The sequence below is a fragment of the Candidatus Poriferisocius sp. genome, assembly GCF_965219815.1.
Classification (GTDB): Bacteria; Actinomycetota; Acidimicrobiia; order Acidimicrobiales; family Bin134; genus Poriferisocius.
The window spans coordinates 1510033-1528192 of record NZ_OZ244791.1 but is presented as its reverse complement, the minus strand read 5'-3'; the positions used below and the strand labels follow the sequence as shown (position 1 = coordinate 1528192).

The 18160-nt window shown below is 64.3% G+C and carries 19 protein-coding genes; 4 read left to right on the top strand and 15 right to left on the bottom strand.

Features of this window, described 5'->3' with window-relative positions; genetic code table 11:
- Positions 1–90: 90 nt before the first annotated feature.
- From ACOQPI_RS07320 to ACOQPI_RS07310, 3 genes are all read right to left on the bottom strand, one after another.
- Positions 91–870, bottom strand: coding sequence for a nucleotidyl transferase AbiEii/AbiGii toxin family protein (locus ACOQPI_RS07320; RefSeq protein WP_420619019.1), 780 nt, complete (start codon positions 868–870; stop codon positions 91–93).
- Complete coding sequence (locus tag ACOQPI_RS07315) at positions 867–1733, bottom strand: type IV toxin-antitoxin system AbiEi family antitoxin domain-containing protein (RefSeq protein WP_420619018.1); 867 nt, start codon at positions 1731–1733, stop codon at positions 867–869. The genes ACOQPI_RS07320 and ACOQPI_RS07315 overlap by 4 nt, the downstream gene beginning before the upstream one ends.
- A 70-nt stretch (positions 1734–1803) precedes the next feature.
- Positions 1804–2478, bottom strand: a complete 675-nt coding sequence (locus ACOQPI_RS07310) for a nitroreductase family protein (RefSeq protein ID WP_420619017.1) — start codon at positions 2476–2478, stop codon at positions 1804–1806.
- A gap of 23 nt (positions 2479–2501) precedes the next feature.
- Here ACOQPI_RS07310 and ACOQPI_RS07305 point away from each other — a divergent pair, with 23 nt between their 5' ends.
- Entirely contained in the window at positions 2502–3581 is a 1080-nt protein-coding gene (locus ACOQPI_RS07305; RefSeq protein WP_420619016.1) for a zinc-dependent alcohol dehydrogenase, read from the top strand.
- Between the two features lie 31 nt (positions 3582–3612).
- Positions 3613–4896, top strand: a complete 1284-nt coding sequence (locus ACOQPI_RS07300; protein ID WP_420619015.1) for an amidohydrolase family protein — start codon at positions 3613–3615, stop codon at positions 4894–4896.
- Between the two features lie 8 nt (positions 4897–4904).
- Here ACOQPI_RS07300 and ACOQPI_RS07295 read toward each other — a convergent pair whose 3' ends face one another.
- The 6 genes from ACOQPI_RS07295 to ACOQPI_RS07270 all read right to left on the bottom strand — a co-directional run bounded on the left by ACOQPI_RS07295 (position 4905) and on the right by ACOQPI_RS07270 (position 10298).
- Positions 4905–5099, bottom strand: a complete 195-nt coding sequence (locus ACOQPI_RS07295) for a hypothetical protein (RefSeq protein ID WP_420619014.1) — start codon at positions 5097–5099, stop codon at positions 4905–4907.
- A gap of 164 nt (positions 5100–5263) precedes the next feature.
- Positions 5264–5899, bottom strand: coding sequence for a PAQR family membrane homeostasis protein TrhA (gene trhA / locus ACOQPI_RS07290; protein ID WP_420621003.1), 636 nt, complete (start codon positions 5897–5899; stop codon positions 5264–5266).
- Between the two features lie 56 nt (positions 5900–5955).
- Positions 5956–7449, bottom strand: a complete 1494-nt coding sequence (locus tag ACOQPI_RS07285) for a sulfatase-like hydrolase/transferase (protein WP_420619013.1) — start codon at positions 7447–7449, stop codon at positions 5956–5958.
- Between the two features lie 5 nt (positions 7450–7454).
- Positions 7455–8963, bottom strand: coding sequence for an AMP-binding protein (locus ACOQPI_RS07280; protein ID WP_420619012.1), 1509 nt, complete (start codon positions 8961–8963; stop codon positions 7455–7457).
- Positions 8964–8967: 4 nt separating this feature from the next.
- Entirely contained in the window at positions 8968–9411 is a 444-nt protein-coding gene (locus ACOQPI_RS07275) for a VOC family protein (RefSeq protein ID WP_420619011.1), read from the bottom strand.
- 23 nt (positions 9412–9434) lie between these two features.
- Positions 9435–10298: a TauD/TfdA dioxygenase family protein gene (locus tag ACOQPI_RS07270; protein ID WP_420619010.1), complete on the bottom strand. Its 864-nt coding sequence runs from the start codon at positions 10296–10298 to the stop codon at positions 9435–9437.
- A 22-nt stretch (positions 10299–10320) separates the two neighbouring features.
- On the opposite strand from ACOQPI_RS07270, the gene ACOQPI_RS07265 reads away from it, so the two are divergent.
- Together ACOQPI_RS07265 and ACOQPI_RS07260 are read left to right on the top strand one after the other, a co-directional pair.
- Positions 10321–10758 (top strand): nuclear transport factor 2 family protein, encoded by a 438-nt coding sequence (locus tag ACOQPI_RS07265; protein WP_420619009.1) that lies wholly within the window; start codon positions 10321–10323, stop codon positions 10756–10758.
- 6 nt (positions 10759–10764) lie between these two features.
- Entirely contained in the window at positions 10765–11268 is a 504-nt protein-coding gene (locus ACOQPI_RS07260) for a nuclear transport factor 2 family protein (protein WP_420619008.1), read from the top strand.
- Here ACOQPI_RS07260 and ACOQPI_RS07255 read toward each other — a convergent pair.
- The 6 genes from ACOQPI_RS07255 to ACOQPI_RS07230 all read right to left on the bottom strand — a co-directional run bounded on the left by ACOQPI_RS07255 (position 11265) and on the right by ACOQPI_RS07230 (position 18093).
- Positions 11265–11678 carry a Zn-ribbon domain-containing OB-fold protein gene (locus tag ACOQPI_RS07255; RefSeq protein ID WP_420619007.1) on the bottom strand — a complete coding sequence of 138 codons (414 nt, stop codon included), beginning with the start codon at positions 11676–11678 and terminating at the stop codon, positions 11265–11267. The genes ACOQPI_RS07260 and ACOQPI_RS07255 overlap by 4 nt on opposite strands.
- Positions 11678–12877: a thiolase family protein gene (locus ACOQPI_RS07250; RefSeq protein ID WP_420619006.1), complete on the bottom strand. Its 1200-nt coding sequence runs from the start codon at positions 12875–12877 to the stop codon at positions 11678–11680. Before ACOQPI_RS07250 ends, ACOQPI_RS07255 begins: the two co-directional genes overlap by 1 nt.
- 52 nt (positions 12878–12929) lie before the next feature.
- The gene (locus tag ACOQPI_RS07245; RefSeq protein WP_420619005.1) at positions 12930–14354 is read right to left on the bottom strand and encodes a polysaccharide deacetylase family protein; all 1425 of its coding nucleotides are present in this window, start codon (positions 14352–14354) and stop codon (positions 12930–12932) included.
- Between the two features lie 300 nt (positions 14355–14654).
- Positions 14655–15482: an SDR family NAD(P)-dependent oxidoreductase gene (locus ACOQPI_RS07240; protein WP_420619004.1), complete on the bottom strand. Its 828-nt coding sequence runs from the start codon at positions 15480–15482 to the stop codon at positions 14655–14657.
- Positions 15483–15529: 47 nt separating this feature from the next.
- The gene (locus ACOQPI_RS07235) at positions 15530–16624 is read right to left on the bottom strand and encodes a serine hydrolase (RefSeq protein WP_420619003.1); all 1095 of its coding nucleotides are present in this window, start codon (positions 16622–16624) and stop codon (positions 15530–15532) included.
- 83 nt (positions 16625–16707) lie between these two features.
- Positions 16708–18093, bottom strand: a complete 1386-nt coding sequence (locus ACOQPI_RS07230) for an alpha/beta hydrolase (protein ID WP_420619002.1) — start codon at positions 18091–18093, stop codon at positions 16708–16710.
- Positions 18094–18160 lie beyond the last annotated feature (67 nt).

Genomic DNA, 18160 nt, shown 5'->3' with positions numbered 1-18160 from the left:
CGGGAACTCCCAGCCGCTCGCTAGGCCGACCCCGGAGTCGTGGTAGTCCACCGCTACGAGCTATTCGAACAGGTGGATATCGACAAATGGCTACTGGTTGATCCTCTCGATGACGCTCTGAGCTGCCGCGGCACCAACATTTACGGTGTAGCCGTCTGGCCAGTCCGGTAGTAGCTGCGCTAAGTCCTGGGTGAATTCGCGATCATCCAACTTTGCTTCGAGGTTGGCGAGTGCCCGATTGGGGGTCCAGCCATCTGGCCGATAAGGGCCAAAGCAAGCTGCGATGTCTTGCGGCGCCGCCCCGGCCAGCTCCACCGCAAGCCAGAGATCGAAGAGGTCCCTACCCTTCTTGCGCTGGAACAGAGCGCGGATCTTGGTTGCGGTCAACTCTTCCAGTGCGAAGGTTGGCACAACTGCGCCACCCGAAAACCATGGGCTGTCGACTTCGAATTCTCTCGTCGCCGTTGGCTGGGCCGGCGAGCGCTCAAATGTGTTTATCTCGACCTTGATCCGCATTGGACCGCCCCCAACGAAAGTCGATTCAAGCCTTACCTTGGGATACTGGCTCACTTCAGTCTGAACTCGGTCGAATCCTACGACTGCTGCAACATCGCGAATCGCATCAAACACTTCGCCAACCCCACCAGGGGAGCGCCGCACATAGTCCAAGTCTTCGCTATAGCGCCATGGTCGTTGAAGCCATAGTTTGTGAAGACAGGTGCCGCCTCGAAATACCAATTCATCGCCAAGGAGCGGGTGGTTGGCGATTTCGACGATCAGGCGAGATAGAACCAAGTCCTGCTCAACCTGCTCAAGCAGAGGCCAGGGGACGCGCTGCTGCCAGTGAGCGATGTCAGCTTCGGTGATCACAAGTCGTGTTCAATCTCGATGTTGGCCATTATGTGCCAGCGTGGGTCTGGAGATCCTTCACCATTTGCCGGCGACAGATCTCGATAGCGACCACCACGAGCCAAACTGCGCAAGGATTCAGTATCGCACTCGATTCCTACTTCCCCGGCCATGTAGTCGACGAGAAACCCGGTCCTTTGCACCACGGCCAACGGATACAGCCGCCCGATGGAAGCCATCAACGCTGAGTTCAGACGCCCCTCGATCAGAAGGGCTCCGATGACCGTCGCCACGTTGGAGAGTCCTCCTCCCTCAAGTGGTGTCTCCACGAGATCGAAAATCGTCACTTCAGGTGTCGATACCCAAATCCGTCCAGTTGGGACGTTCTGCTGCTGTCGAGGTCGATCGGCAATTTCCGAGCGCCGAATGAATCGGATTTGACCGCGACCGATTCTGCGGTCGCGAAGCTGGGCTGGCGTTACTACCTGGAACACCATCGGCGCCTGATGCGAGGCCCCGTGGATTGCCGCGGCCGAAAGGAAGCCGACGTAGTACGGGTGTCCTAGATGCTCCATGAGCTGATGGATGAAGTGGCTCGGAGGCGGTGCCCTCGCGCTCCGATATTCCGGAGGTACCGGCACCCATCCACCTTTTGTTACCGAAATCAGTTTGCCTGACTTGCGAGCTCGCTCCAGGCTTCCCGGTACGGAGGCACGATTGATGCCAAGAATGTCAGCAACTTCGGCAGATGAGATGAAGTGCCGCCCCTGGCCGACGAGCCAATCCGCAAGGTCGTTGGGGGCAACTTTTGCCTGATGCACGCCGCTTAGGCTATCAAACTCAAGCACAATGCTTGTTTTTGATATCTGCGACGGCACACTCATGGGCCGTACCCCGGGGCCCCTCAACACCTAAATCGACGTCTTAGCTGCATGACATGGGCATGCCCAGCAACTACTCCCAGTCGGGGATCCAGTGGTTGTAGGTGGTTACTTTGGCTGCGGGCTGGCGGAGGGCGGGGCGGAAGTTGGTGCCGATGGTGTAGGCGATGGGGAAGAGGCCAGCTTGGATGTGGGTCTCGTAGGGGATGCCCAGCAGGTCGGCCATTTCTTGTTCGCGGTGGAGGTGGATGGTGGTCCAGGCGCTGCCCATGCCTCGGCTGCGTAGGGCCAGCATGAAGCTCCACACCGAGGGGATGATCGAACCCCACTGGCTGGCGTGGTGGAAGGTCTGGGCCTGGTCGCCGCGCAATACGCCGAACCGGTCGGCCAGCACCGGGACAAGCATCGCGGGAAGGCGGTGCATGTTGTCGCGCAGATAGGCCACCGACTCTGACATCTGCTCGGCTCGCACGGTCTGGCGCTCGTAGTGCTCTCGCCCCTCGGCGATGTCAGCCGAGTACTGGGCCATGGCCTCCCGGTAGATGTCGGCCGCCTGGCCGATCACCTCGGGCTCGTCGAGCACGATCCAGTGCCACTGCTGCTGGTTCGATCCGGTCGGCGCCTGCAACGCCAGTTCCAGGCACTCCTCGATCACAGTCCGCTCGACAGGCCGATCCAAGTCGAGCCGCTTCCGCACAGCCCGAGTCGTGGTCAGCACTTCATCAATGGTCAGGTCAAGAAGCGTCATAGGGGCATCGTAGGATCATCGCCATGAGCGATGCGGTGCTGGCGATGGTGCAGGTGGGACCGGAGCGGTTGGAGATGCAGGAGTTTGGCCGGCCCGCCGTGGGAGAGGACGATGCTCTGCTGCGGATTGAGGCGTGTGGGATTTGCGGTACTGACGTTGAGACTTATTCGGGCAGTTCGCTGATGAACTATCCGGTGATTCCGGGGCACGAGCCGGTCGGGGTGATCGAGGAGATCGGCGAGCGGTATGCGGCACGCTGGGGGCTGAAGCCGGGCGACCGGGTGGTGGCTGAAGCTGCTTACGGGTGCGGGCGTTGTCTGGCGTGTCTCGACCAGCAGATGTGCCGGGTGGCGCCGGGGAACCACGGCTTCACCCCCACTGGGCGGGCTCCGGCGCTGTGGGGCGGATACGCCGAGATGATGTATTTGGCGCCGGGGTCAGTCCCCCACAAGATCGACAGTTCGATACCGCCTCGCATTGCGGCGCTGTACAACCCGCTGGGGGCGGGGTTCGCTTGGGCGGTGTCGGCCCCCAACCTGCGCTACGGCGACACCGTGACCGTGCTCGGCCCGGGCCAGCGGGGGTTGGCCTGCGTGATTGCGGCGGCGGCCGCGGGGGCGTCGGCGATTTTCGTCACCGGATTGGGGGCGCAAGACGCCCACAAACTGGCCCTGGCGGCCGAGTTCGGGGCCGATGTGACCATCGACGTGGAGTCGGAGGATGCGGTGGAGCGGGTGCTGGCCGAAACCAACGGCCGGGGGACCGACATTGTGGTGGACACCACCCCGCACGCCACCCAGCCGGTGGTTGATGCAGTGTCCATGGCCCGATTGGGGGGCACCATCGTTTTGGCCGGCCTCAAGGGCCATGGGGTGGACGGCTTTCCGTCTGACGATGTGGCCATGCGCTACCAGACCGTGATCGGGGTGCGCACGGTTGACTTCCACAGCTATCGGCAGGCGGTTCGGCTCATCGAGTCGGGTTCCCTGGCGGTAGAGCGCCTCCACACCCACCATTTCCCGCTGGAACAAGCCGCGGATGCCGTGCAGACCCTTGTCCAAGCAGGCATTCACAAAGCCGTCTCTATTACCGTTGAGCCCTAGGAAGTCCTAGGAATCACCTCAGAGGAACACCATGAACCCCGACGACCTCATTTTGATCAGCGTTGACGACCACATCGCCGAGCCGGCGGACATGTTCGAAGCCCACGTGCCCGAGAAGTACAGGGAGCACGCCCCCAAGGTGGTCACCGACGAGAACGGGCGGGAACAGTGGTACTACGGCAAGCTGCCCGGCCGAAACCTCGGCTTGAACGCAGTAGCAGGCAAGCCCCGGGAGCACTACAACATCGACGCCAGCCGCTACGACGAGATGCGCCCCGGCTGCTACGACGTACACGAGCGGGTGCGAGACATGAACGCCGGCGGGCAGTTGGCCGGGCTGAACTTCCCCAACTGGACCGGGTTCTCCGGCCAGGTGCTCAACGAGGGTCCCGATCCCGATCTCAACGAGATCATGATCAAGGCCTACAACGACTGGCATGTCGACGAGTGGGTGGGTGCCTACCCCGACCGGTTCATCCCCTGCGGCATCCTGCCCCTGTTCGACGTCGACCGGGCGGTGGCCGAGGTGAAGCGCCTGGCCAGCAAGGGCTGCTACGCGGTGACCTTCTCGGAGAACCCGGCGATGCTGGGCATGCCGTCGATCCACTCCGGCGCATGGGACCCGCTGTTCGCGGCGTGCAGCGACCTGGGCACCGTGCTGTGCTGCCATCTGGGTTCATCGTCTCGCTCGATGGGCGCCTCGCCCGACGCTCCTCCCAGCGTGCCCATGACCCTGTCGTCGGCGCTAACCATCTCCACGCTGGTGGAGCTGGTGTGGGCCGAGTTCTGGGACCGCTTCCCCGACCTCAAGTTCTCGCTCACCGAGGGCGACATCGGCTGGATCCCCTACTTCCTGTGGCGGGCCGAGCACGTGCAAGACCGCCACTCGGGCTGGACCAAGCACGAGTTCGGCATCGACGGCAGCCCCACCGGCGTGTTCCGCAACCACATCCTGTGCTGCTTCATCAACGACCGCATCGGCGTGAAGCTGCTGGATGAGTTCAACGTGGACAACCTGTGCTGGGAGTCGGACTACCCCCACTCTGATGGCACCTGGCCCCAGGCTCCCGAATACGTGGCCAAGCTGATGGGCGAACTGCCCGAAGACGTGGTGGCCAAGATCACCCACCAGAACGCCATGCGCCACTACCGATTCGACCCCTTCGCCCACCGCCCACCCGAGAAGTGCACCGCGGCCGCGCTGAGGGCCGAGTCCCCCGACGTGGACGTGGTGACCCATGTGGGCCGTCCCGCCGATGAGCGCGACGCCGCATTCTGGCAGCAGATTCAGACCGGCGGCTGGAAGCGCGAGTAGTCGAACCGCTAACCGCCGCGGCGGTAATTGGCGATGATCACCGCGGCGGCAAAACGCCGATGGCACTGCATCTGGATGTAGCGGGCTGCCGCAGTATTCGGTGAACGGGCCGCCCGGCGGGCCATTTGGTCGAACACGTCGGCCTCGGCGCGGATGGCCTCGTCGGTAGGAGGGGTGCCAACCCGGTCGGCGAGACTCCGCAAGCGATCAGCTTGGGTGCGGATGAACTTCCTGGTGCAAGTGCCTGTGCTGTGCGCTGCCTGTATGGCTTCCCACAATCCTCTGTAGGTGTTGGCGATATCGTCGAGTTCCTCGGGACCCAGGTTCGGGGGAAAGGCTTGCAGGTCGAACTCCTGCTTAGGCGTGCTCAGGCCAGCGGAAGGGCGAAGAAAGCGATCGCCACGTAGTGGATGGCTACCGCGGCAATTACCAACAGATGGAAGATCTCGTGGTAGCCGAACCAGCGCGGCCATGGATCAGGACGGCGGAAGGCATAGATGAGGGCGCCCAGGGTGTACAGGCCTCCGCCGATGAACAGCAGCGTTGACCCGGCTACGCCCATGTTGCGCCAGATGTCGCCAATGACCAGCAGCGCGGCCCACCCGACGATCGGGTAGGGGGCGACCAACACCCAACGGGGAGCGTGGAGCCACATCAACCTACCGAAGACGCCGAAGGCGGCGCCCGACCACACCACGCTCAGGACAAGGGTTGCTGAACCGGTTCCAAGCGCAAAGAAGCCCACCGGGGTGTAGCTGGCCGCGATGAACACGAAGATCATCGAGTGGTCCAGGCGGCGAAATGTCTCTTTCACCCTTGGGGTCCAGGTGCCTGCGTGGTAGGCCGCGCTCACTCCGAAGATGAAGACCACGGCGATGGCATAAACCGCTACAACCGCCCGGTCGGCGCCGCCCGGACCCAAGGCGACGACAATGGGACAGAGGACCGTGGCGGCCACCGCGGCCAGCGCGTGAGACCAGCCCCGGAAAACCGGCTTGGGAATAAAAGATCTGGCAACCGTCAGACGGCCACCCTACACGGGTGCCGCCCCGAATAGAGCTAGCTGCCTAGTTCAGCAGCCTCGTACTCCAATAGACGGCCGAACAAATCCCGCAGCTCAGACCGCCGAGAGCGGTCGTTGGCCAGGTTGACCAGTTCGTGGGGGTCGTCGGCCAGGGAATACCACTCGTGGTCGTGGTCGTCGAAGTCGGCGTCGGTGTCGAACAGCTTCGGCTCAGGGGCGGGGTTGCCGGTGCGGTCGATGCCGCCGCCCACGCCGTAGTAGCGGGCGTACTTGGTCTCGCCGTCGAAGAAGCCCCGCACCGCGTAGCGACTGTGGCGCAGCAGCTCCGACTGGGCGCTGTCCTGGCTGAACAGCACGTAGTCGCGCACCGACGTCGACGGGTCGGCCAGCGACGGCCTGAGGTCTTTGCCCGACAGGGTGGGCGAGTTGTCCACGTCCACCCCGCCAAGCGCGGCGATGGTGGCGGCCAGATCCACGTGGGTGGCCAGCGCATCGGTGGCCTCGCCCTGCGGGGTGAGCCCGGGCGCTTTGACGATGAGCGGCACCCCCATGACCTCCTCGTACACGCACGGCAACTTGGCCCGCAGCCCGTGCGAACCGCAGGCGTCGCCGTGGTCGGAGGTGTAGATGACCACGGTGTCGTCGTAGGCCCCGATGTCGTCGAGCGCCCCCAGAACCGAGGTGATGCTGTGGTCGAGTAGTTCATGGAGCCAGGCGTAGTAGTCGAGCTGGCGCAGCCAGGAGTCGACATCGTCGAGGGCCATGTGGCCCACCATGTGCTCTCGGTTGCGAACATGCCGCCAAGCCCGCTGGACCTCGGGCTTGGTGTGGAGGTCGTCGTCAAAGTTGTCGGGCAGCTTGGTGAAACGGCGAGGGTAGATCTCTTCTAGGGGTTCAAGATCGACCTTGCCGCCCAGCATGTGCTCGTGGAGGAAGTTGAACAGGGGTACCAAGTCGGGATGGGCCTCTTGGTATGTCGGATGGTCGAGGGGATACCACATGATGTCGTGGGGGTTCACCAGCGCCACGGTGAGGAACCACGGGCCGACTGATGGATCGGCACCATGGGTTCGCAGCCAGTCCACCGCCTGGTCGGCGATCACCGGGTCGAAGTGCCGGCCGGTCCAAGGCCCTCCGATGTAGTGGCGGTCGTCACCCTGCCAACCGCTGTAGCCGAAGGCCTCCATGTCGGGCATCGGCTCGTGGGTGAGGTGGTATTTGCCCAGGTAGGCCGATTCGTAGCCCACGTCTCGCATCAGCCGCCCCACAGTGGGAATGGCGGGGTCTAGCGCCGTGTGGGCCGGGAAGCTCACGTTGTCCACCACGCCGTGCTCGGCCAGGTAGCTGCCGGTGTACAGGCTGGCCCGAGACGGCGAGCACGGCGAGGAGTGGGTGTAGTAGCGGTTGAAGTCCAGGCCGTCGCGGCGCAGCCGGTCGTGGGCGGGCATGTCCACCGCCCCGTCCAGCCATGGGTTGCGCCGCTCCTCGTCGGACACGATCAGCAAGATGTTGGGCTGCGTAGTTGACATGGCAGTTACCCTCCGTAGGTTTCCCGGAGCTCCTTTTTGAGCACCTTGCCCACCGGGTTGCGGGGCAGTTCGTGCACGATTTCGAGTTGCTCGGGGATCTTCTGGTTCATCAGCCCGACGTCTTTGCAGTGCTCCACCATCTCGCCGAAGCCGAATGACTGGCCGGCCATGGGCGCCACCACCGCGCAGCACCGCTCCCCCGACACCGCGTCGGGCAGGCCGATGACGGCCACATCGGCCACCTTGGGGTGGGAGAACAGCACGTCCTCCACCTCCTTGGCCGAGATGTTCTCCCCTTTGCGGATGATCACATCCTTCTTGCGCCCGACGATGGTCACGAATCCTTCGCCGTCCACCTCGGCTAGGTCGCCGGTGAAGAAGAACCCTTCGTCGTCGAAGGCGGTCTCGTTCAGTGCCTCGTCCAGATAGCCCCGGCACAGCGTCGGGCCCTTCAATAGAAGCTCTCCGTCGATCAGCTTCCAGTTGGTGTCGTCCAGGATCCGGCCCTCGGTGCTGGCCAGCTTGTCGTCGGGATCATCGAGAAAGCAGTAGGTGACGATGGGGCACTCGGTGAGGCCGTAGCTGGAGATGATGCCCACACCGCCCATCTCGTTCTTGACCTCCATGTGGAGCCCGGCCGGCTTGGGGGCGCCCCCGCCGATGGCGGCCCGCATCTTGGGGAAGATGGGCTGGTCGGGGGTCTTGCGCTGCTCGGCCAAAAAGGCGATGAAGAATGGCGTGCCCGATCCGGCCAGGGTCAGGCCGTGCTCCCGGAAGAAGCGGGTGTCGGCTGCGGGGTCGAAGCTCTCCACCATCAACATGGGAGTGCCGCACACCAAAGTGGCGATGAGCAGGCTGATGCCGCCGATGTGGGTGTACGGAAAGGCCAGGGGCCACACGTCGTCGGCCCGCAGTTCCAGGTTCTCCCACACGTGGCGGGCTGCGGCGATCACCGAGTCGTCGCCGTGCTTGGCCCCTTTGGGGTCGGCGGTGGTACCCGAGGTGTAATAGACCCACCGCACCGGGAGCCGTCCCTCGTCGTCCAAGGGCGCCTCGAACGGGGCCAGCGTGGCGGGGTCCCCTTCGGGAAGATCGCCGTCGCACACCAGCACGTCGCAGTCCTCGGTGGCGGCCACCACGGTGTTGGCCATGGCCTGGTAGTCGAAGCCTCGCCACACCGACGGCACCACCAAGAGCCGGGCCCCGGTTTGGCGGACCACGAAGCCCACCTCCCGCTCCCGGTAGATCGGAATGATGGGGTTCTGGACGGCTCCCAGTCGAGCCAAGGCGGCTGACAATATGAGCGACGCCCGCCCATTGGGGAGCTGCCACGACACCCGGGTGTCAGCGGCAATGCCCAGCGCAGCCAGACCGGCGGCGACCCTTTCAGCGGAATCCCGGAACCCGGCGAAGGTCATCACCGTGCCGTCGGGTTCGATGGTGAGCGGGGCATCGGGGGTGGCGGCGGCCCGGGCCTCGATCGCCTCCCAATAGGTTCTGGGGTTTCCTATCACCGGGTCATTCTCCCAGGTCGGTAGTCGGGGTTTCGAAGCCCACCAGCAACTCCACCAGCTGTCCGGCGGGAGTGCGAATCATCACCGCGACATCCCACAGTCGGGTGTCTTCCAGCACCTCGCCGCCGTGGGCTCTCACTCGCTCCAGCGCAGCATCCATGTTGGCGACGTTCAACGATAGGTGGGTGAGACCGGGCTCGTTCACCACCCGGCTCGGTCGATCCACTAGCCCCGCCCCGCGGAACTGCAAGAGCTCAAGCACGAAGTCGCCCTTGCGCAGATACACCGCCCGCAACCCCGGTCTCTCCATCCGCAAGAGCTGTCCGGTCGACGCGTCGTCGGCATCCAGCGCCCCAACCCGCTCAAAGTCCAGCGCGCCGACCCAGAAATCTGTTTCGGCATCCAAGTCGGCCACCGCCAGCCCGACGTGGTTGACCCTTTCGCTCATAGGCAAATGGGCAGATGCAGTTGCTAGTCGCGGTCGAGGCCGTAGGCGGCGGCGGAGACTCGCTGATACTGATAGGGCTCCCACTGGGTGGTGTCGAAGGCCGGCTCGGGATTGTCGCCCAGGATGGTGACCCGGCTGATGGCCCGGGCACCGTCGAAGTCGTTCACCGCAAAGTGCTGGGTGGCCCGGTTGTCCCAGATGCCGATGGTGCCCTCGCTCCAGCTATAGCGGCAGGTGAAGTCGGTCTTGCAGGCATGGGCGGTGAGCAGGTCAAGCAGCGTCTCCGATTCGTCCCGGCTGAGCTGGGGGATGCGCCGGGTGAACTGCTTGTTCACGTATAGCGACGGTCGGCCGGTGCGGGGGTGGCGGCGCACCACCGGATGCTCGGCCTTGTGGTCGGGCTGGCCGTAGTTGGCCGCAGTGTGGATGGCGGTGAGCCCGTTGATCATCTGCTTCATGGGCTCGGCCAGAGTCTCATAGGCCTTGTACATGTTCGACCACATGGTGTCGCCGCCCGCCGGGGGCATAGTCATGGCGTTGAGCACCGAGCAGATGGGCGGGGAGGCTTCAAACGTGCAGTCGGTGTGCCACACGTCGGCCACGTAGCCCGACTCGCCCTTGAGCACCACGATCTCGGGATGGTCGTCGTCCAGCTTGGGGATGTAGGGGTGGATCTCCGGCTCGCCGAAGCGGATGGCGAACGCCCGATGTTCGTCGGGGCTGAGGTGCTGGTCGGGGAAGAACAGCACCAGGTGCTCGTCCAGCAAGTCTTGGATGAGGGAGAACTCGGCATCGGACACCGAAGCCAGCGACAACCCCCGAACTTCGGCACCCAGCGCACCCGCTACCCGGCGCACATCCAGATCAACAGCATCGATGACAGCCATGGCCGCAGCCTACTCTAGAGAAATGTCTGATCGAGATGCCCTGGCCGACCTTGCCGCCGACTACGCCCGCTGTGTGGACCGGGGTGATCCTGAAGGAGTGGCGGCCTGCTTCGCCCCCGATGGCGTGCTGCGCCGAGTCGACCTGCCCAGCGGGGGAACGATACTCAGCGAGCGCACCGGCCGGGACGAGATCGCCCGGGCCATCTCCCGGATGACCTACGACGCCACCTTTCACTTCCTCGGCCAACAGCAGACCGATATCTCCGGCGACACCGCCACCGGCGAGACCTACTGCATCGCCCACCACCTGACGGTTCCCGACGACGGCTCCCCGACCACCGACTTCATCATGTTCATCCGCTACCACGACCAGTTCATCCGCCTGGAGGAGGGCTGGCGCTTTGCGGTGCGGGAACTGAAAATCGACTGGACCGAGAACCGGCTGGCTGAGGCGGTTTAGACGGCGATGGACGACATCGCCCGCCTACTGGCCTATGAGGAGATCCGACAACTCGCCTCTAGATACGCGGTAGCCATCGACCGACGAGATATAGATGCTCTCGTTGAGCTGTTCATCGACGACGTCCGGGTGGGCCGCGACAGCTACGGGCGAGACGCCTTGCGGGCCAACTTCGAGGAGTCGGTGGGAGCCATCAGGGTGTCAATTCTGAACATCGGAACCCACCAGATCGACCTCATCGACGATGATCATGCCACCGGCCACGTGTACTGCAAGGCCGAGATCGCCGACGGCGACCGGTGGATCCACCAGGCCATCCGCTACGACGACACCTACGAGCGCCGCGACGGCCACTGGTACTTCGTGCGCCGCCTCCACAAACTGTTCTACGGCGCCGAGGTGGGGGTGAACCCGCTGGGCCTGCCCCCCGCCAACTGGCCCGAGAACCACGACGGCCTCGGCACCCTCCCCTACGAGGAACCCACCTGGCAGGCCTTCAACGACGGCTAGCCCGCAGGGCGGAAGCCCAGCAGAGTGGCGTCGTCCACGTCTTCGTAAGCGGCCTCTACTGCCATCCCCACTGAGATATCGGCAGCGTCGCAGTCCACCATGTTGCCTACCAGGCGGGGACCCTCATCGAGATCCACCAAAGCGATGGCGAACGGAATGCGGCTGGCCAACGCCGGGTCATGGCCGGCCCGGTCGACGGTGAAGGAGTACACCGTGCCCCGGCCGCTCAGCTCCCCCCACTCCCAGTCGTCGCCCAGGCAAACTGGGCATCGACCTCGGGGGTAGAAGAAGTACCCATGGCGGGGACAGCGCTGAAGCACCAGCCGCCGCTCCCGCAGTCCGTCGAAGTACGGCGCGGTAATCGGGGTGGGGGTGGGCAGAGGCCGGCCGTCGGTGGAGAAGTGAACCATCAGGCCCCCTCCAAGATGAGGGCCACCTGCTCGGCCAACATTCCCCCGGTTCCGTTGGCGTAGGCGATGTTGCAGTCGGGCACTTGGCGCTCTCCGCCCCGGCCCTGCACTTGGCGCACCGCCTCGGTGATGTGGCTCATTCCGCCGCCCAAACCGGCTTGGCCCATGCCCAACTGCCCGCCGTGGGTGTTGAGGGGCCAGTCGCCGTCGTAGCGCAGGCTGTGCTCGTCGATGAACCGCCCGCCCTGGCCCTTGGGGCAGAACCCGGCGTCCTCGATGGTCAACAGCACGGTGATGGTGTAGCAGTCGTACATGGAAGCCATGTCCACTGCGTCGCGCGACACCCCGGCCATCTCGAACGCCCGGTCGGCGGCCAGCCGGATGGGGGTGTCGACGATATCGGGAGCGTAGGTGATGCTCTTGTGGGTGAGGTGCTCGCCGTATCCGCTCACGTACACCGGTCGGTGCGGACACCGGGCGGCCCGCTCGGCGGTGGTCACCAGCACTGCCGAGCCGCCGTAGCACGGCATGACGATCTCCAGTAGCTTCAGCGGGTCGGCCACGTATCGGGAGCTCATCACGTCGTCGACGGTGATGGGCTTGCCGTAGAACACCGCAAGGGGGTTGGCCTGGGCGTTGTAGCGGGAGTCCACCGCCACCTTGGCCAGCGTCTCCTCGCTCACCCCGTAAGCGGCCATGTAGCGCTGGGCGGCCATGGCGAAGCTGGGGGTGGCGGCCACCAGCCCGGCGGGGATCTCGAACTGCCCCTGGGGGGAGCCCCAGACCTCGCCGCCCATATAGGCCCCCATCTTCATCTTCATCGGGCCGCCGTTGGCCCCCGGCTGAGGCGGGGCGGGCACTGATGGGGTGAACACCAGCACCGACTCGCAAACCCCCACCTCGATGGCGGCCGCGGCCCGCCACACCATGCCCGCCGGAGTGGCCCCGCCGAGGTCGACCACCTCATTGAAGTTGCTGCGAATGCCCAGGAACTCGGCCAGCGCCGAGGGGGCGAACATCGGCGACTCCCGTAAGCCGTTGATCACCAGCCCGTCCACCTCGCCCTTGTCCACCTCGGCATCAGCCAGCACCTCGGCCGCCAGCCGGGCACACGCCTCCATGGTGAACATGGGCTCGTCCCACACCCGCTTCGGCGCCCACTCCGTGAGCCCCACAATCGCCGCCGCTCGCTTTCCCATTCGGCTCACCCTAGGCGGGCGGGTGCCGGGCAGCACCGTTGGCACTGCGAGGTCAGGTACACAAGGGCTCGAAGCGGAAACCTCGGCTGGTCAGCTCTTGAAGGGCCATATCAAGGCCAAGAACCGTCTGGGTGCGGGGGCCGCCGCCATCGTGAAGCAGAAGAATCGCCCCATTTCGGGCGTGATCCAAGAGGCCTTGGGCTATTTCCGCAGCCGGGGGTTGGAGCCAGTCTTCGGGGCTGTAGTCCCAAGTCTGGACTACCAATCCGTGTTCTGCCGCCCATTCCCGGGTGAAGGCATCCAGCGATCCATAAGGAGGCCGCAAACAGTTGGTGGCCCGGGAACCGAGAACGGCCTGTGTCCTGCCCACCGTTTCGTCGAATGCTTCACGGGGGAGGCCAGCCAAATTCTCGTGGTTCCAGGTGTGATTGGCGAGAGTGTGGCCCTCGTCGACAATGCGTTGAGTCGTGCGCGGAAGGGTCTCAACCAGCGAGCCGACTACGAAAAACGTGGCGCGAGCGTTGTACTTGGCCAGCACGTCGAGCACCTGGGGGGTGTAGACGGGATGGGGACCGTCGTCGAATGTGAAGTACACGACCGGGGCAGTCCCATCGCTAGTGGGCGCCAGGCTTTGGTCAGGCAGTTCAACTTCGTCGGGAGTCTCAGTTGGAGTCGTCGCAGGGGGGTATTCCGACCCCGGCGGCAGGGCCTCAATGGCCATCTTGTATTCGGCGGCACCGGCGTGGGCCGAAACCACGGTTACCTTCCATGGGCCGGTGGCCGGCAGCTCGGCTTGCACATGCTGGAACCGCTCCGTCCCCGAGGCCACCACATGGTCCTCGAGCCTCACGTCCAGCCATACACCTAGAGGTGCGTCAAGGGTGGCGGTGAACCACTGACCGGCAGAGATGTAGACGGTGTAGGTCTGGCGCTGTCGGAATTCGATCGACCCGGCCTCGATGGCGCCGATGGCACCCGGGTCGAATCGGATGTCGATCTCGGGCAGGTCGGGACCGGGGGGTGGGAGGCTCTCCAGCGGTTGGGAGTCGATCACCGCCACGGCCGGCTCAGGATCAGCAAAATCGATCTCCAGCATCTGACGCCGAGAGATCACCGTGAAGGGCTCATCGGGCTCACGGTCGAAGAGCACCACCTCCACTGTCCTGTCCCGCACCTCGATTCGGTCCATCACAATGCGATCGCCCACCCGAACCGGTGCTTGCGCCTCCCCGCCCTGACCGTTGTCGATCACCGCCACCACAAGGTGGAAAGTTCCCGTACCTGCTGTGGCCAACACGATGTGGGCAACCACATCGTCGTAACCGTCGCCATTGAGGTCGCCTTGGGCCACCCGGTTTTGGAGGGTGTATCTGTCTTCTGACGCCCCTCCATAGGAAACGACCGCTTGCCCGTCTTCGAGTTGGATGATCTCCCCGTCGAACTCGAACCTGAGATTCTCGAGGTCTTCCCATTCCAAGCCCCACTCCTCTACGACCCCTGGAGTGGGATCAGGTGCGGAAGGCGTTTCAGTCGGCAATGTCTCGGGGGTGGTGGGCGCCGGTGTCGGAGAGGGCGGAGCTAAGGGTGATGGGGAGTCAGTGGGAGTGGGAGCAGCGGTCGGGCCGGCCGTGGCTGGCGGCCTTGCGCTGTCTTGGCTGCATCCGGCGAGAATTAGCGCCAATACAAGTACTGATGCCCAGAACCAAGAACCGCGCGGGCAGGCAGCACAAGCATCAGCCATTTGCCAATGTTACGGCTGCCCTTGGCGAATTACCGGTCAGTCAACCTCGGCGGTGGGCGGGACTTTGCGCTCCAGCAATGCGTCGTAGCGGACTTGTAGTTGGTTGGCGTAGCTGGGCTTGGTTGGGATGAGGAAATCGCCGGCCCGGATCCCCGCCTTGACCGGGCCGACCACATCGGCTGGCGAGATACCGGACGCGGTCATCTTCGACAGTGACTCCACCACGAAGGCGTTGTCCTCGCTCTCGTCGGTGCCGTAGCGGTCGCCCCGCACCCGGGCGGTGTGGGCGATGGCAGTGTCAATGGCGCTGGGGGTGAGCACCGAGGCCTTGACCTTGGACCCCACTGCTGCCAGGTCCAGAGCGAGGCACTCGGTGAGCGAGAAGGCAGCGCACTTGGACACCACGTAGGGGCTGGAGAATCCGCCGGCCACGAACGCGGCCACCGATGCAGTGTTCACAATGTGCCCCTCGGTGTCCTGGGCGATCATCCGAGGCACGAACTCGGAGACTCCGTTGACGATGCCGTGCACGTTCACGCCGAGCACCCAGTCCCAGTCGGCCTGGGTCCGCTCCCACATGAGCCCGGCTTGGAACACACCGGCGTTGTTGAACAGCAGGTCGACCTGTCCAAAGGCGTCCCAGGCTGCGTCGGCCAGGGCTTCTACCGATGACCGGTCGGCCACGTCCACTGCAACGGCAATGGCGCTGTCCCCAATGGCGTCCGCGGTGGCCTTGGCGCCCTCGAGGTCGATATCTGCGGCCACCACCTTGGCACCCTCGGCACTGAACCCGGCGGCCAACGCCGCCCCAATTCCGCTAGCTGCTCCAGTAATCACCGCCACCTTGCTGTCAAAGTCCTGCATGGTCCCATGCTGGCACGGCTCAGCCGCAGATGTCGGAGCGGAGATGCCTAAGACTGGGTGCTGGTTCCCGCTTCAGGCCAGATCTCGGGGTCGTGGACGCCGTCGCCTTCCCGCCCGCAGAAGTGCTCACGATCGTCGGCCACAAAGGCATAGATCCGGCAGGCAGCCAGCGACACCCATTGATTGGTCAGGTCGAAGAACTCCCCCCGGGCACTCATAATTGCCATTGCAAACCAGCTGTCGTCAGGGAGCACGATGACTCCAGCGTCGATCATCTGCCGATATTCCGCTGGACAGCAGTTCGGTCGAAGCCAACCCGCCTTGTGCAGCGATGCTTCCGCCACTTCCAGAGGCAGTCGATCCAGCAAGACCCCGTCAATGTCCCTCGGGGAATTCAGCGAATGCGAAGTGTCCAGCAGCCACTGCTGAAGGGCGGCATTCTCATCGGGACCCAAAAGCTCGCCTTTGTAGAGACGAGCAAAGAAGAGGGCCATGTCAGCCATGGTGGTGCGGTTGCCCAAGGGATTCTCAGGCCGGAAATTCTCAGCTACCCGATTGGGATCTTGGAAACGCCACGCCTCCAGCCGGGTGTCGTCAAGCCTGGCCACATTCCAGGTCCAGGCGTTCACCGCGTCTACTCCCCCGGCCAGATCTATCAATCTTCCGCCGGCAAGGTTGTCGGACAGGATCAAGGCCGAATAGGCAAAGGGCCTCACTGCCTCCACTCCGGCCGCTTCAAGGGCGGCTGCCGCCCACAGCGGCTTGACCGCGCTGGCCGAGATCCGGGACTCCAGATCTTCGTACCCGTGAACTGTCTCATCGGGAAGCACCACCGCTATCGAGATCTGCGCGTCCGGGTTCCATTCTTCGGAGATTTCGGCCAAGAACTCGAACTCCTCGGCCAGCACAAAGTGGAACTCGTCGGCCAGGGAAGCCAAGAACTCCTCAGCAGAGCGATCAGGAGTAGGAGTCGGCTCAGGTGTTGCTTGGGGCGCTGCTGTCGCTGGCACACCGATAGTCGGGCCCGGAGTTGGGGACGGCGTATGAGATGGCTGCGCAGGCACGGCAGTGGGCACCTGGGTCGGCGCCGCGGTAGGCGTGGCTTCGAGCTCTACCGAGCTCACCTCCAGCACCGTTTCCACGCCGCCACCACAGCTCGCAGCCCCGGCGAGCAACCCAACAACCAACAAGGCCGCGGCCAACCGCATCATTGGCTCAGGCGCCTTCAGCCGCACTCGATGTCTCCAGAAGGCACAGACAGGTCGATGAGGTAGGCATCCACTACATCGTCCACACATTGGTGAAGGCCATAGCTAGTGTGGCCCGTGCCGTTGTAGGTCAACAGCACCCCGGTCTCCAGCGACTCGGCTACCGATACCGCCCATTCATAGGGAGTGGCGTTGTCGCCCCGGTTGCCGACGACCAGCACTGATGCCGCATCCGGGGCCCGGATCGGCTCATTTGGGCGCGTCTCGGTGTCAGGCCAGTACACGCACATACGGGCCTCGGCCGCTGCGGCTCGGCCAAATTCGCCAGCCTCCTCGACCATTCGCTCGATAAGCCGATCCAGGTCGTCCTCGCTCATCCGACCTCCGTCGGTGCAGCTGATGCTGAAAAACGAGCCGAGATCTGCGGCCCCCAAATAGCGTTGGGCCAGGTCGTGCATCCGCTGGCCGTCGCCTTCCCAAGCCTGTGCGAAAGCCTCATAGAACAACCACCAACGCTCAGCAGGAAGATAGGTGACGATCACCAGAGCCAACTGGACCTCCCCCGGTCCCACCAACACATTGCCCAGGGCGTCGAGCAGTGGGTTGGCCTCGACACTGGCCAACAACTGGAGGTAGGCCGACCTGGGATTGCCGACAATCGGGCACGCCGCATCTTGTAGGCAACTGTCGAACACCTCGTCGATAACTCGGGCGAAGCCCCTGATCTGCTCCACCAGAACGTCCTCGTGGGTCAACGACGCGTCCAGCACCCCATCGATCACCACTGCCCGGGCATTGGTTCCATACCGATCGGCGTAAAACTGACCCAGCACCGTGCCATAGCTGTAACCGAGGAAGCTGATCTGCTCCTCGCCCAAGGCCTGGCGGATCAAGTCCATGTCGTGCACCGTCTGCACCGTGCTGATGAGATCGGCTCGACCGTTCAAGCCAGCCAAACAGGCTTCGGCGGTTTGCCGAGCCACCTCCGAGATCACTGCCTCGTTCTCGGGGGTGTCTGATAGCGCGCCGATCACCTGGAGGTTCGCGGCCTCGTCGTCACAGTCGGGGTACAAGCTGGCCGATACTCCTCGAGGGTTCCACCCCACCACATCGAAACGGGCCAGTAGTCGACCGGAAAGCCCGGCACCGCCGGACAAGAAACCCTCGAAACCCCCACCGGGACCGCCGGGATTCACCAGCAGTGCACCGATGCGGCTATCCGGGTCGGTTGCCGGCAGCATCCCGAGTTCCAGCGTGATCGTTCCCGCGCCCGGATCGTTGTGATCGGCAGGAACTTCCAGCTCAGCGCAGAGATAGACCTGCCCGCAGTCCTGGAAGGCAAAGGCCTCAGGTGCCAGTCGAACGGCAGTGGGCGCAGGGACTTCGGTGGGTGTCTCGGGCACGACCGCAGCGGGGGTTGCCTCATGGGTAGGCGCAGGCACCGTAGCCTCCGGCACCTTCTCCGTTGCA

Bases quoted from the DNA above. Each gene is read 5' to 3' on its own strand.
- ACOQPI_RS07315 (WP_420619018.1), bottom strand. From the start codon at position 1,733: ATGAGTGTGCCGTCGCAGATATCAAAAACAAGCATTGTGCTTGAGTTT.
- ACOQPI_RS07310 (WP_420619017.1), bottom strand. From the start codon at position 2,478: ATGACGCTTCTTGACCTGACCATTGATGAAGTGCTGACCACGACTCGG.
- ACOQPI_RS07305 (WP_420619016.1), top strand. From the start codon at position 2,502: ATGAGCGATGCGGTGCTGGCGATGGTGCAGGTGGGACCGGAGCGGTTG.
- ACOQPI_RS07300 (WP_420619015.1), top strand. From the start codon at position 3,613: ATGAACCCCGACGACCTCATTTTGATCAGCGTTGACGACCACATCGCC.
- ACOQPI_RS07285 (WP_420619013.1), bottom strand. From the start codon at position 7,449: ATGTCAACTACGCAGCCCAACATCTTGCTGATCGTGTCCGACGAGGAG.
- ACOQPI_RS07275 (WP_420619011.1), bottom strand. From the start codon at position 9,411: ATGAGCGAAAGGGTCAACCACGTCGGGCTGGCGGTGGCCGACTTGGAT.
- ACOQPI_RS07270 (WP_420619010.1), bottom strand. From the start codon at position 10,298: ATGGCTGTCATCGATGCTGTTGATCTGGATGTGCGCCGGGTAGCGGGT.
- ACOQPI_RS07265 (WP_420619009.1), top strand. From the start codon at position 10,321: ATGTCTGATCGAGATGCCCTGGCCGACCTTGCCGCCGACTACGCCCGC.
- ACOQPI_RS07260 (WP_420619008.1), top strand. From the start codon at position 10,765: ATGGACGACATCGCCCGCCTACTGGCCTATGAGGAGATCCGACAACTC.
- ACOQPI_RS07255 (WP_420619007.1), bottom strand. From the start codon at position 11,678: ATGGTTCACTTCTCCACCGACGGCCGGCCTCTGCCCACCCCCACCCCG.
- ACOQPI_RS07250 (WP_420619006.1), bottom strand. From the start codon at position 12,877: ATGGGAAAGCGAGCGGCGGCGATTGTGGGGCTCACGGAGTGGGCGCCG.
- ACOQPI_RS07240 (WP_420619004.1), bottom strand. From the start codon at position 15,482: ATGCAGGACTTTGACAGCAAGGTGGCGGTGATTACTGGAGCAGCTAGC.